Annotated in this window: 11 protein-coding genes and 1 tRNA gene; all 12 read left to right on the top strand. The window is 64.7% G+C overall.

Annotated elements, in window-relative coordinates:
• Positions 1-20: 20 nt before the first annotated feature.
• The 12 genes from D2E23_RS01640 to D2E23_RS01585 all read left to right on the top strand — a co-directional run bounded on the left by D2E23_RS01640 (position 21) and on the right by D2E23_RS01585 (position 13,314).
• The gene (locus tag D2E23_RS01640) at positions 21-650 is read left to right on the top strand and encodes a GNAT family N-acetyltransferase (RefSeq protein ID WP_126029247.1); all 630 of its coding nucleotides are present in this window, start codon (positions 21-23) and stop codon (positions 648-650) included.
• A complete protein-coding gene (gene pth / locus D2E23_RS01635) occupies positions 650-1,249 on the top strand; it encodes an aminoacyl-tRNA hydrolase (protein ID WP_126029246.1) in 600 nt (199 codons plus the stop codon). Before D2E23_RS01640 ends, pth begins: the two co-directional genes overlap by 1 nt.
• On the top strand, positions 1,239-4,853 hold the full coding sequence (gene mfd, locus D2E23_RS01630) for a transcription-repair coupling factor (RefSeq protein WP_126029245.1): 3,615 nt from the start codon (positions 1,239-1,241) through the stop codon (positions 4,851-4,853). The genes pth and mfd overlap by 11 nt, the downstream gene beginning before the upstream one ends.
• Before the next feature lie 17 nt (positions 4,854-4,870).
• Positions 4,871-6,343, top strand: a complete 1,473-nt coding sequence (locus tag D2E23_RS01625; RefSeq protein WP_164520621.1) for an anthranilate synthase component I family protein — start codon at positions 4,871-4,873, stop codon at positions 6,341-6,343.
• Entirely contained in the window at positions 6,336-7,172 is an 837-nt protein-coding gene (locus D2E23_RS01620; protein ID WP_126029243.1) for an aminotransferase class IV, read from the top strand. The genes D2E23_RS01625 and D2E23_RS01620 overlap by 8 nt, the downstream gene beginning before the upstream one ends.
• A gap of 133 nt (positions 7,173-7,305) precedes the next feature.
• Positions 7,306-7,812: a MarR family winged helix-turn-helix transcriptional regulator gene (locus D2E23_RS01615; RefSeq protein ID WP_240541512.1), complete on the top strand. Its 507-nt coding sequence runs from the start codon at positions 7,306-7,308 to the stop codon at positions 7,810-7,812.
• Positions 7,809-9,278 carry a DHA2 family efflux MFS transporter permease subunit gene (locus tag D2E23_RS01610; RefSeq protein ID WP_126029242.1) on the top strand — a complete coding sequence of 490 codons (1,470 nt, stop codon included), beginning with the start codon at positions 7,809-7,811 and terminating at the stop codon, positions 9,276-9,278. Before D2E23_RS01615 ends, D2E23_RS01610 begins: the two co-directional genes overlap by 4 nt.
• A 140-nt stretch (positions 9,279-9,418) precedes the next feature.
• Complete coding sequence (eno, locus tag D2E23_RS01605; RefSeq protein WP_093961461.1) at positions 9,419-10,717, top strand: phosphopyruvate hydratase; 1,299 nt, start codon at positions 9,419-9,421, stop codon at positions 10,715-10,717.
• A 123-nt stretch (positions 10,718-10,840) separates the two neighbouring features.
• Entirely contained in the window at positions 10,841-11,536 is a 696-nt protein-coding gene (locus tag D2E23_RS01600) for an FtsB family cell division protein (protein WP_126029241.1), read from the top strand.
• A complete protein-coding gene (locus D2E23_RS01595) occupies positions 11,533-12,141 on the top strand; it encodes a DUF501 domain-containing protein (protein WP_126029240.1) in 609 nt (202 codons plus the stop codon). Before D2E23_RS01600 ends, D2E23_RS01595 begins: the two co-directional genes overlap by 4 nt.
• On the top strand, positions 12,138-13,157 hold the full coding sequence (locus D2E23_RS01590) for a Ppx/GppA phosphatase family protein (RefSeq protein WP_126029239.1): 1,020 nt from the start codon (positions 12,138-12,140) through the stop codon (positions 13,155-13,157). The genes D2E23_RS01595 and D2E23_RS01590 overlap by 4 nt, the downstream gene beginning before the upstream one ends.
• A 77-nt stretch (positions 13,158-13,234) precedes the next feature.
• A tRNA-Leu gene (locus tag D2E23_RS01585) sits at positions 13,235-13,314 on the top strand.
• The last annotated feature ends 42 nt before the right edge of the window (positions 13,315-13,356 follow it).

Raw genomic sequence — 13,356 nt, 5'->3', positions numbered from 1 at the left:
CCGGCGGAACCCTTTTTCGTATGCCGGTATACACTGTTGCCGTGCAGTTATTGAATGAGACCTATTCCACCACGTATTCCCAGGGACGGACCATCGTGATCCGCGACGCCGTGGACGCCGATCTGAACGATATCACCCGCATCTACAACATGGCGGTCGTCGTCGGCGGCAGCACGGCCGATCTCACCCCGCGCAACCTCGACCAGCGTCGCGAATGGGTGTATTCGCACAATCCGCGCGACCAGTATCCGGTCGTCGTCATCGAGGTCGACGGCAAGGTGGCGGGATTCGCGTCCCTGTCGAAGTATCACGCCCGCGCCGGCTACTCCGACATCACGGAGTTCAGCTACTACGTGGACAAGGCCTACGCCAAGCAGGGCCTCGGCACCATGTTGGTCGACTGGCTGGTCAAGGCGGCCACCCGCATCGGCTTCCGCATCGCCGTGTGCGTGGTGTTCGCCGACAACGTGGGCTCCACCGCGCTCATGCACAAGTTCGGCTTCGAACGCTACGGCTATCTGCCGGCCGCATGCTGCAACGGCACCCGTCTACTCGACGTGGCGTACTGGTACAAGAACCTCGACGAGCTGCGTGCCGACACCGCCGAACACACGAACGAGAACACCGACACCAACGAACAGGGGAAGTGATGGCATCCGATTTCTGGCTGATCGCAGGACTGGGCAATCCCGGCGCGAAGTATGAGGGCACTCGCCACAACATGGGATTCATGTGCGCCGACGTACTCGCCGAACGCTGGTCGGTGAGCCTGTCCGACCACAAGGGACTTGCCAAACTCGGCAAGGGCGTGATGTCGCTTGGCGGCCAGCGTGTCAAGTTCTTCCTCGCCAAGCCGCTGACCTACATGAACGAGTCCGGCAACGCCGTCTCGTCGATCAGCGCCTACTACGACATTCCCGCCGAACACATCGTGGTGATCCACGACGACATGGATCTCGACTTCGGCCGCATCAAGGTCAAGGCCGGCGGTTCGGCGGGCGGCCACAACGGCATCAAGTCCATCGACCGTTCGCTGGGCACCAACAAGTACTCCCGCGTCCGTCTGGGCGTCGGCCATGCACAGCGCGGTCCGCACGCGCACGACAACACCGTCAACTGGGTGCTCGGCGGATTCTCCCCCCAGCAGCGCAAGCAGCTGCCCGAATTCCTCGCCGACGGCGCGGACGCGGCCGAAACGATCATCATCGACGGACTGAGCCACGCCCAGGAGAAGTTCAATGGCCGATGAGCGTTCCGCCGGCACGGTCGACGGCACGCTCGTCCCGCTGCTCGCCCGGCTCGCCGACGATCGGCAATTCGCCGATATCGTGAACGGGGGAGAGGGCACGGGATCCGCCGCGGCCCTCGAACCGCAGCTGACCATAGGCGCCCCGCTCGGCATTCGTCCGGCGCTGGCCGCGGCCGTATGCGCCGCCGACGACACCACCGACGACACCGACGCCGCGCCGCGAACCGTGATCATGGTCGTGCCGTCGAGCCGCGATGCGGAGGAGACCGCGCAGTCGTTGCGCTCCTGGTACGCCGGCGACCCGAACGACATCGCCGTGCTGCAGGCGTGGGAGACGCTGCCGCATGAGCGGCTTTCCCCGCGCAGCGACACCGTGGCGAGCCGCATGGCCGTGTTCCGTCGTCTCGCCCATCCGCAGGACGGCGACGGCATGTTCGGCCCCATTCGCATTCTCGTCATGCCGGTCCGTTCGCTGATCCAGCCGGTCGTCGCCGGACTCGGCGACGTGGAACCACTGGTGTTCCGCCCCGGCGAGGAACTGGCGCTCGACGACGCTGTGCAACGACTGGTCCGCAACGCCTACACGCGCACCGAACTGGTCATGGACCGTGGTGAATTCGCCGTACGAGGCGGCATCCTCGACGTGTTCCCGCCCACCGCCGCACACCCGGTGCGCATCGAGTTCTTCGGCGACGAGATCGATACGATCCGCGAATTCCACGCCTCCGACCAGCGCACCTACGGCGACGATGTGCCCGCCATCTGGGCTACCCCATGCCGTGAACTGCAGCTCACCGATGCCGTGCGAGCCCGTGCCAAATCACTGATCGACCAGATCCCCGCCGCGTCGGACATGCTCGAATCGATCGCCCAAGCCATCCCCGTCGAAGGCATGGAATCGCTACTGCCGGCGCTTGTGGACGATCTGACCCCCGTCGCATCGCTGCTGCCGTCCCACTCGGTCATCATGCTGTGCGATCCGGAACGACTGCGCCGAGCCAGCGAGGACCTCAACAAGACCGCCGACGAATTCCTCGCCGCCAGCTGGCACGTGGCCGCATCCGGCAACGGGTCCGGCGCTCCGATCAGCTTCGACGAGGCCAGCTTCATCGACTACGACGACGCCGTGCGCTCGCTGATCGTCTCCGACCGGCGGGTCTGGCAGCTCACCGACTTCACGGTGGACGACTCCCGCGACGGCCACGTGCAGCTCGCCGCCGAGGCCCCCGACGAATACCGCGGCGTGGAATCCCGGGCCACGGCCGGCGTGGAGGGATTGCTGGAACGTGGCATGGCCGTCACGGTCACCGCCGCGGCGAAGGGCACGCTGTCCCGCCTGCGCCGCGCGCTCGACATGGCCGGCATTGCCAGCGTCGACTACGTGCCGTCCTGCGCGGTCGACGGATTCGTCGACGAGGCCGCCGGCCTGGCGCTGCTCACCGAACGCGACCTGACCGGCAAGTCCGGCGTGGCCGCGCAGGCCAAGACCCCCAAGCGCCGCCGCAAGGCCATCGACCTCATGGAGCTCAAGCCCGGCGACTACGTGGTGCACGACCAGCACGGCATCGGCCGGTTCATCGAGATGCGACAGCGTACGATCGGCTCCGGCAGAACACGCTCCCAGCGCGAGTACTTGGTCGTGGAGTATGCGCCGAGCAAGAGGGGCGCCCCGCCGGACCGGCTGTTCATCCCCACCGACCAGCTCGACAAGGTCAGCAAGTACGTGGGCGCCGACGTGCCCAAGCTCAACAAGCTCGGCGGATCCGACTGGGCCGCCACCAAGGAGAAGGCCCGCAAGCACGTCAAGCGCATCGCCCAGGACCTGGTGAAGCTCTACTCGGCACGCCAGCATGCCAAGGGATTCGCATTCAGCCCCGACACCCCGTGGCAGAAGGAGCTCGAGGACGCCTTCCCGTACCAAGAGACCGCCGACCAGCTCACCACCATCGACGAGGTGAAGGCCGACATGGAGAAGCCCGTTCCCATGGACCGCCTGATCTGCGGCGACGTGGGCTTCGGCAAGACCGAGATCGCCCTGCGCGCCGCGTTCAAGGCTGTGCAGGACTCCAAGCAGGTGGCCGTGCTCGTACCCACCACGCTGCTCGTGCAGCAGCACTACGAGACCTTCACCGAACGGTTCGAGGGCTTTCCGGTGAACGTGGCCGCCATGAGCCGCTTCCAGACCGCCAAACAGCTCAAGGAAACCACCGAGGGACTGGCCGACGGCACCGTGGACGTGGTGATCGGCACGCACAAGCTGCTCAGCCCCAAGATCCGGTTCAAGGACCTCGGACTCGTCATCATCGACGAGGAGCAGCGCTTCGGCGTGGAACACAAGGAGGCGCTCAAGGCGCTGCGCACCAACGTGGACGTGCTGAGTCTGTCGGCCACGCCGATCCCGCGCACGCTGGAGATGGCGATCACCGGCATCCGCGAGATGTCCACGCTCGCCACGCCCCCCGAGGACCGTCTGCCGGTGCTCACCTACGTGGGCGCCTACGAGGACGCGCAGGTCACCGCCGCCATCCGACGCGAACTGCTGCGCGGCGGACAGGTGTTCTACGTGCACAATCGCGTGGACGGCATCGACCGGCTCGCCGCACACATCAAGGAGCTCGTCCCCGAAGCGAACATCGGCATCGCACACGGCAAGATGGGCGAGAAACAGCTCGACGCGGTCATCCGCGACTTCTGGCATCGCGACATCGACGTGCTGCTGTGCACCACGATCATCGAAACCGGACTCGACATCTCCAACGCGAACACGCTGATCGTGGACCACGCCGACCGGTTCGGCCTCTCCCAGCTGCACCAGCTGCGCGGCCGCGTGGGACGAGGCCGGGAACGCGCCTACGCGTACTTCCTGTACGACCCGTCCAAGACGATGACGCAGACCGCACACGACCGTCTGGCCACCATCGCGCAGAACACGGCGCTCGGTTCCGGCTATGACGTGGCGATGAAGGATCTCGAACTGCGCGGCACCGGCAACCTGCTCGGCGGCGAACAGTCCGGCCACATCGAGGGCGTGGGATTCGACCTCTACGTGCGCATGGTCTCCGAAGCCGTGGAGGAGTACAAGGAGCCCGACCGCAAGGAACCGGTGTCCGTGACCATCGACCTACCGGTGGACGCATCGATCCCCGAGACGTACATCGACTCCGACAAGCTCAGGCTCGAGGCCTACCGCAAGATGGCCGCCGCACGCGATGAGAACGACTTCCGCGAGCTGCGCGAGGAACTCACCGACCGGTACGGCACGCCGCCCGCCCAGCTCGACACGCTCTTCGCCGTGGCCCGACTGCGCGCCCGCGCCCGCGCGATGGGACTCGAGGAGATCGTGACCCAGGGGCGCAACGTGCGCGTCGGCAGGATCGATCCGCTCGAGTCCGTGGCGATGCGCATGGCCCGCATCTACAAGGGCCTGCAGTACCGTCCGCTCACCCACCAGTACCTGATCCAGACGCCGTTCCAAGGCTCCATGGGATCGGGGCCCATGGATTCACAGGGCGTGCTCGACTGGACGAACCAGCTGCTCGATGACCTGTCGTGGCGCCACCGTCCACAGTCGTCCGGCGCCGCGGCCAAGCCAGCCAAGGCATGATCGGGAGAATCGACGCGATGACGGACCTTGCCGTGCGTTCACTGCCGTACCATCCGCTCGCTGACATGGCCGCCGCGCTCGCCGACGGGCGGGTCATGATGCTGTTGCATTCGGCTCGGGGCGGCCGGTACACGATGCTTGGTCTGTACCCCTATCGTCGGCTAATGCAGGTCGGCGGCGATGTAATCGACGAGTCGTTGACCGTCGACGGCCGGTGGACCGGGCGTGCCGTGCCCGGTGATGCGTTGGGCGTGTTGGGCGACTGGCTTGCCGGATACTCCTCGGCGTGTCCTGCGCCGGTCGTGGCCGATCCGTCCACGGGGCTACGCCTGCCGATGGCTGACGGCGTCATGGGATTCATGTCGTACGACGACGGTCTGCGTCGTGACGGCATCCGCTCCCGTCATGATGGGCCGGCCATGCCTGACGCCGCCTGGTGGTGGTTCGACGTCATTCTCGTCGAGGATCACGTTGCCGGCACGGTCACGCTGATCGATCGTCGACATGTGCCGGGTGCGGTCGATCGCGTTGTCGAATTATGGGATGGCATGATCGACGCCGAAGAAAATACGTTCGTTGAACAGGGTGTCTGCCGTTCGCATGGCACGGCCGTCGAGAGCGCCGACGCATGCGCCACATGGACGTCCGACCACAATCGCGACTCGTACCGTTCCGGCATCGAGGCGCTGCTCGGTCACATGCGCGACGGCGACATCTACGTGACGAACTATTCGCTGCGGCTGTACGTCGACAGTCCCGTCACGCCGCCGGTCATGTTCGACCGTCTCCGCGCTGACAATCCGGCGCCGTTCATGGCGTACGTCGACGCCGGCGACTGGCAGATCATCAGTTCGTCGCCCGAACGATTCCTGGAAAGCCGTGGCCGGCACGTCGTCACCAGGCCGATCAAGGGCACTCGTCCGCGTGGCGACACTCCGGACGAGGACGACCGTCTGCGCGCGGAGCTCGAGCATTCGTTCAAGGACCGCAGCGAGCTGCTGATGATCACCGATTTGGAGCGCAACGATCTCAGCCGCATCGCCGCTCCCGGAACCGTGGTCACCACCGGTTTCGCCGAACTGGAGACCTATCCGCATGTCTTTCATCTGGTCTCCACCGTGGAGGCGGACATCGCGCCCGACCGGTCGATCGTGGACGTGCTGGACGTCATGAGTCCGGGCGGGTCGATCACCGGTGCGCCCAAGCACAGTGCCATGACGCTGATCGACCGCTACGAGCACAGTTCTCGCGGCGCCTACACCGGCAGTCTCGGATACATCGACGCGTCGGGGGACTGCGACCTGAGCATCCTGATTCGCATGGCGATACATCCAGGGAAGGCCAGCACCGGTGGCGCGTATAGTATCGGCGGTGGTGGGGGAGTGACGCTCGATTCGGATCCGGACTTCGAGTACGACGAGGCCATGCAGAAGACCGAGGCCCTCCTGTCCGCCTTGGGGTGCGATATGCGAAAGGGATGGCATGACTGAATCGAACGCTGATGAGCAGCATGTGACGGAACCGACGGAGGAAACCACGGCGACGTCCGACGTCGAAAACGCGAATGGCGAGAACGCCGAATCACACGAGAACGAGAACAAGCCGGCAGTCCGGACGATCGCCCTGGACGAGGGCTATCAGTTCGGTCTCGGCGTGTTCGAGACCATGGCGCTGCGCGCCGGGCGGATCATGATGCTCGACAGGCATCTGGCCCGCCTGCGCAAAGGCGCCGAGGCGCTGGGCATCACCGCGCCCAGCGACGACGACCTGCGCTGGCTCATCGGCGAGCATCTGCATGAGGCGGGACTGGAGGGCAGCCCGTCCGCCGTGGTCAAGGTCATCGTCTCCGAATCGAACACGGTGATCACGGACCGTGACAATCCATACGACGATTGGAAGCCCGGCCGCGCGCTGCGACTCGGATGGTGCGAGTCCCGCCGCAACGAACGCTCCGTACTGACCTATCACAAGACCCTCAACCAGGGCGACAACATGCTTGAATTCCGCAAGGCGCATGAGCTGGGATTCGACGGCGCCGTGTTCCTCAACTCCCGCGGCGAGGTGTGCGAGGCCACCAACGCGAACCTGTTTTTCGTCAGGGATGGACGCTGGTATACCCCGGCCGTCGAATGCGGCCTGCTGCCCGGTACCGTCCGCCAGCGCGTCTGCGAAATGCATCGCGCCGTCGAGACGCATATCCGGCCTGACGATCTCGCCGGTTTCGACGCCTGCTACGCCACCAATTCGCTGATGGGCGTGCGTCCCGTGGCGGAACTCGGCGAGGCGCGGTTCGCCGTCGAGGGATCGAACCGGATCTGACCTTCACGCCGTGCGGTCCGGTGCGACGCCGGACCGCGCAGGGCATGGGACACGCCTGATACGACGTGTCCGCCTCTTCCATATACTTACCAATAGTAATGACTATACGTAATTACCTAGGGGAAGGAATGGCTTGGACGACGACACGATCCACGACGGCCCGCTAAGCACCGAAGACGTCCGCCGACTGCTCGACGCCTGCTGGAAAGCCAAACGCATCACCGAACTCCTACCGGAACTGCCACGCGGCATGAAACCGCGACACATCCATGTCCTCGACGCAATCTGGCACATCAACGCCCCCGCAGGGCAGCGCACGGCCGTGGCCCGAGTCGGCGACGTCAGCGCATTCCTCGACATCACCACCCCCAGCGTCACCAAACTCGTCAACGAACTCGTCCACCTCGGAATGGTCGAAAAGCATTCCTCACACGACGACCGACGCGCGGTCACCCTCACCCTCACCGACAGCGGACTCGACTGCCGGCGCACCTACGTCGAGCAATACCACGCCCGACTCGTCACCGTATTGCACGGCCTCACCCCGGAACAATGCGACACCACCGTACGCACCCTGCACACCGCCCTGCGACTCATGCAGCACGACCGAAACAGCCAACGCGGAAAGGACCAGCAATGACCGAAACCACAACGAGCCACACCGTCAACGACGGCGAACGCGCCGGAAACATCGGCGGTCGTGGCGTCGGCGGCGCCCTCATCATCACGGTAGTGGCCCTCGCCCTGCTCACCTTCCTCGGCATTCTCTCCGAAACCTCGCTCAACATCGCCTACTCGGCACTCATGGAGGAATTCGCCATCTCCGCATCCGTCGTGCAATGGCTCACCACCGGATACCTGCTCCTCCTCGCCGTCGCCATACCCAGCTCGCCCTTCCTCGTCCGACGATTCCCCACCAAAACACTGTTCATCACCGCCGTCGTGATCTTCTCCGCAGGCACCCTGCTCGGCGCGCTCGCCATGAACTTCCCCATGCTGCTCGCCGCACGACTCATCATGGCGCTCGGCACCGGCGTCTCACTGCCCCTGCTCACCACGATCATCCTCGAAAAGGCGCCATTCGACCAGCGCGGCATGATGCTCGGCCTGGTCAGCCTCGTTACCTGCGCCGCACCCGCCATCGGACCGGTCTTCGGCGGCGTGGTCATGGAATACCTCAACTGGCACTGGATCTTCATCATCATGCTGCCGTTCCTCGCACTCTCGCTGATCATGGGCACCGCCACCGTCCCCGACATCCGCAAACCCGGCGACAAGGGCTCCATCAGCCTCCCCTCACTGCTGCTCGCCGCCATCGGCCTCAGCGGCATCATCGTGGCCGTCAGCTTCTTCTCCGAATGGCACGGCGACTGGAGGGTCTGGTCCACGCTCGCCGTCGCGATCGTCGCGCTCGCCGTATTCACGCGGATGCAGCTGCGCATGGAACGGCCGCTGGTGGAGGTGCGCACCTTCTCCCACCCGGGCTTCGCGCTCGGCATCCTCATCATCCTCCTGAGCAGCGGCACCGTGCTTGGCGTGAACTTCCTGCTGCCGATCCTGCTGCAGCGCGGCTACGGCGAGTCCAGCATGATATCGGCGCTGATCCTGCTGCCCGGTGCCGTGATCGGCGCGGTCGGCGCCCCGCTGATCGGCACCCTGCTCAAGAAGCACTACCCGCCCAAGTTCATCATCTGCGGATTCGTGGCGCTCGCCGCGGTGAACGTGGCGTTGATGCTGGCCGGATCCATCTGGGCCGTGGCCGTGTTCTACCTGCTGTTCATGGGCGGCGCCAGCTTCGTGCTGGTCCCCGACCAGACCCATACGCTCAACCAGCTGCCCATGCGCATGAACGCCGACGGATCGGCGGTGCTCAACACGGTGCAGCAGCTTGCCGGGGCCATCGGTACCGCGGTCGCCAGCACGCTGATCACCGAATTCGCGGCGTCCGCGACGGCGTCCGGTGCGGATCGCGGTGGAGCGTACCTGCAGGCGTTCTCCCGTTCCATGACGGTGTTCGTCGGCCTCGCCGTCGTCGGCCTGATCATTGCCCTGATCATGGCCAAGGTGAGCATCAGAGGCGTGGAACTGCGCGAAGTCGATTCGTGAGCGTGCCCATGCGCGGCGTTCCGCCGGTGGACGCGCCACGCCGTATTTTGGAAAACACGCTGATGGAACATCGTCCTTCGTCCATAAAAGGCATTACTCTTAATGTTCGTCAGCACAACATTTTGTCTTAAGGAGTAGTTGTGGCAGCAATTGAAAGCGTTTACGCTCGCCAGATTCTCGATTCCCGCGGCAACCCGACCGTTGAGGTCGTCCTCGACACCGAGGACGGCGCCCAGGGTCTGGGCCTCGTTCCCTCCGGTGCTTCCACCGGTGAGGCTGAGGCTTGGGAGCGTCGCGATGGCGACAAGTCCGTCTACCAGGGCAAGGGTGTTCTCGACGCCGTCAAGGCCGTCAACGAGGTCATCGCTCCGGCCGTCATCGGCATGGACGCTGCCGATCAGCGTGCTCTCGACGAGACCATGATCGAGCTCGACGGTACCCCGAACAAGGGCAAGCTGGGCGCCAACGCCATCCTGGGCGTCTCCCTGGCCGCTCTGTACGCTTCCGCCGAGTCCACCGACCAGCCGCTGTACCGCTACATCGGCGGCACCAACGGCCACATCCTGCCGGTGCCGAACATGAACATCATGAACGGTGGTGCTCACGCCGACTTCGCCACCGACATCCAGGAGTACATGATCTCCCCGTACGGCTTCGAGACCTACAGCGACGCCCTGCGCGCCGGCGTCGAGGTGTACCACACCCTGAAGAACGTCCTGAAGAAGGAAGGCCTGGCCACCGGCCTCGGCGACGAGGGTGGCTTCGCTCCGAAGATGAAGTCCAACGAGGACTCCATCAAGTACATCATGGACGCCATCTCCGCCGCCGGCTACGAGCCCGGCAAGCAGATCGGCATCTCCCTCGATGTGGCTTCCTCCGAGTTCTACAACAAGGAGACCGGCAAGTACCACTTCGACGGTGAGGACCGCGAGTCCGCCTACATGCTGGACTACTACGAGAACCTGATCAACGAGTACCCGATCGTCTCCATCGAGGATCCGTTCCAGGAAGAGGGCTGGGAAGACTGGGCCGCCATCACCGCCCGCCTCGGCGATCGTCTGCAGTTCGTCGGCGACGACCTGCTGGTCACCAACCCGAAGCGTCTGCAGAAGGCCATCGACATGGGCGCCGCCAACTCCCTGCTGGTGAAGCTCAACCAGATCGGCACCGTGACCGAGACCCTCGACGCCATCGAGCTGGCCACCGCCAACGGCTACACCTCCATGGTGTCCCACCGTTCCGGCGAGACCCCGGATACCACCATCTCCGATCTGGCCGTGGCCAAGAACACCCGTCAGATCAAGACCGGTGCTCCGGCCCGTGGCGAGCGCATCGCCAAGTACAACCGCCTGCTCGAGATCGAGGAGGAGCTCGGTTCCACCGCTCAGTACGCCGGCTACAGCGCCTTCAAGGCCTGCAAGAAGTACATCGCTGCCTGAGCGATGCCCTTCACCGACGTCACGTCCACAGGCATCATGTCTGAATAGACGATTTGCCCGGTATTGACGTCTGGCGCATGCCCGCCGCATTCCTCGTCGAATGCGGCGGGTATTTTCATAGCTATGAACAAACCGGGTGTCACATCAACCCCTCGCGGTGGGAAAGGGGCCAAGACCGTCAAAGGCACAGGCAAAGTCGGCAAAACCTCGAAAGCCGCAAAGGCCACGAACAGGAAACCGGCATCCAAGGGGAAAACCGGCGTCTCCACCCGGTCGTCGACCATGCCGCTGACGTTCTTCATCGCCGTGATCATCGTGATTCTCGGATCGATCCAGCTGCTGTCCACCTTCCATACGTATGCGTTGAATCTGGCCGAACTGAATTCGTTGCGCAATCAGGAAGCCGCTCTGGTGGCCAAAAAGGCCGAACTGGAAAACGACATCAAACGCTGGGACGATGACGCCTATGTCACCGCACAGGCACGAGAGCGTCTGGGGTTCGTCTTCCCCGGAGAACGCTCGGTGCGCGTGCTCCACCCCGAAGCCGTGACGGGAGGCGCCGCAACGGGGAACGACAAGACCTCGACGGCGACCACGGAACAGACCAAGCCCTGGTACAAGGACCTATTCTCGTCATTGAGCAAGGCCGACGAAGGCACCTCGAAAAACGATTCCAAGAACGCCTCGGGATCGCAATCCGCCGAATCGAACGGCACGGCCGGCGGCACCGGATCCGCATCCACCGGTTCGGCCACCAGTGGTTCCAACACCGGCGGTTCCACCGGCACCGAATCCAACAACACGAAGGAAGGTCAATGAACAACGACGACATCCGCAAGGTGACGACGATTCTGCAGGAGCGTCTGGGCGAGGAACTCGACCAGCGCGACATCGACGTGGTGCAGCGTCAGCTGGGAAGGTTCCCCCGTGGCATGGTCGCGGTCGGAGCCCGTTGCGTGTGCGGCAATCCGCTGGCCGTGATCACCCGTCCTCTGGTCGAGGGGCGCATCCCGTTCCCCACCACCTGCTATCTCACCTCGCCGGAGGCCGTGAAGGCTGTGTCCCGTCTGGAGGCCGATGGCGATATGGTGGAATACACGCGTCAGGTGCAGGACGATCCCGAGACGAAGGCCGCCTATGAGCGTGCGCATGAAATGTATCTCGAGTTCCGTCACCAGCTGGCCGAGCGTCTGGGCGACGACGAAAGCCACATCGAAGGTATCAGCGCCGGTGGCATGCCCGTGCGCGTCAAGTGCCTGCACGCGCTGACCGGACAGGCGCTGGTCATGGGAGCGGGCGTGAATCCCGTGGCCGATGACGTGCTGCGTCGAGTGAAGCCGCAGTTCGATCCGAATGTATGCCGCTGCGCGGTGCCATACGGTGCCGACGCCGCGGAGGAGTCCCGAAAGGATGATGCACGATGAGCGACGTACGGGAAGTGCGTGTTGCTGGCATTGACTGCGGCACGAATTCGATCCGACTCATGGTCGCCACGGTGGGGGAGCGTGGCATGCGCGTCGAGGTGCCCCGCATCATGCGTGTGGTCCGCCTGGGACAGGACGTTGACAAGACGCACCGTTTTGCCGACGACGCGCTCGAACGCACCTACCGTGCCATCGACGAGTTCGCCGACGTGCTCAGGGAGCATCCCGTGGACGCGCTGCGATTCGTGGCCACGTCCGCCACTCGCGACGCGCAGAACCGTGAGGAGTTCGAAGACGAGGTGGAGAAGCGCCTCGGCGTGCGTCCCGACGTGATCCCCGGCACGGAGGAGGCCCGTCTGAGCTTCCTCGGTGCGACGTCGGTGCTGCACACCCAGTTCGGCGACCAGCTGCCCCCCGCGCCGTACACGGTCATCGATCTTGGCGGCGGCTCCACGGAGATGGTCATCGGCGGCGACGGCACGGACGTGTCGGTCGATCAGGTGGCTGCGGCGTTCTCCATGAACATCGGTTCGGTGCGTATGAGCGAGCGTCACCTGCTCAGCGATCCGCCCACCCGCAACGAGATCGATCAGGCCGTGGCCGACATCAACGAGCACATCGACGAGGCGTTCGAGAAGGTTCCCGCGTGGAGGACCGGCACGCTGATCGGCGTGTCCGGTACGGTGACCACCATGACCGGCATCGCGCTCGGCCTCCGGGAATATGATCGCGACGCCGTGGACGGCGCGGTGATCGGCTTTGCCGACGCCTGCTCCACCTGCGAGAAGGTGCTGACCATGACCCGCGCCGAACGCCGCGAGTATCCGGTCATCCACCCCGGCCGCATCGATGTGATCGGCGGCGGCGCACTGGTGTGGAACTGCGTGCTCAACCGCATCGGCGACGCGGTGCGCGATCACACCCGCCGCGTACTCAATTCCTACGTGACCAGCGAGCACGGACTGCTTGACGGTATCGTTCTGGATCTGGGTCGCAGAACATTGGCCGCACGGTAACACGAATTTTTCCGAGGCGGGTGCGCATTCCCGTCCCAGATCGTGGCATAATAGCCAAGTCGGCATTTTGCCGACGCGCCCCTGTGGCGAAATCGGTATACGCAGCTGACTTAAAATCAGCCGCTTCGGCTTGCGGGTTCGAGTCCCGCCGGGGGCACCGTTTCGCGAATGGCGTCCGCCATGCGGTCACCGATGCCCG

Source organism: Bifidobacterium callimiconis (genome assembly GCF_003952005.1).
In the GTDB taxonomy this organism is placed as follows: Bacteria; Actinomycetota; Actinomycetes; order Actinomycetales; family Bifidobacteriaceae; genus Galliscardovia; species Galliscardovia callimiconis.
Note: the sequence above shows the minus strand (reverse complement) of the source record. Positions and strands in the feature narration are given on the sequence as shown.

Bases quoted from the DNA above. Each gene is read 5' to 3' on its own strand.
- D2E23_RS01590 (WP_126029239.1), top strand. From the start codon at position 12,138: ATGAGCGACGTACGGGAAGTGCGTGTTGCTGGCATTGACTGCGGCACG.
- D2E23_RS01640 (WP_126029247.1), top strand. From the start codon at position 21: ATGCCGGTATACACTGTTGCCGTGCAGTTATTGAATGAGACCTATTCC.
- pth (WP_126029246.1), top strand. From the start codon at position 650: ATGGCATCCGATTTCTGGCTGATCGCAGGACTGGGCAATCCCGGCGCG.
- D2E23_RS01610 (WP_126029242.1), top strand. From the start codon at position 7,809: ATGACCGAAACCACAACGAGCCACACCGTCAACGACGGCGAACGCGCC.
- mfd (WP_126029245.1), top strand. From the start codon at position 1,239: ATGGCCGATGAGCGTTCCGCCGGCACGGTCGACGGCACGCTCGTCCCG.
- D2E23_RS01595 (WP_126029240.1), top strand. From the start codon at position 11,533: ATGAACAACGACGACATCCGCAAGGTGACGACGATTCTGCAGGAGCGT.
- D2E23_RS01625 (WP_164520621.1), top strand. From the start codon at position 4,871: ATGACGGACCTTGCCGTGCGTTCACTGCCGTACCATCCGCTCGCTGAC.
- D2E23_RS01600 (WP_126029241.1), top strand. From the start codon at position 10,841: ATGAACAAACCGGGTGTCACATCAACCCCTCGCGGTGGGAAAGGGGCC.
- D2E23_RS01620 (WP_126029243.1), top strand. From the start codon at position 6,336: ATGACTGAATCGAACGCTGATGAGCAGCATGTGACGGAACCGACGGAG.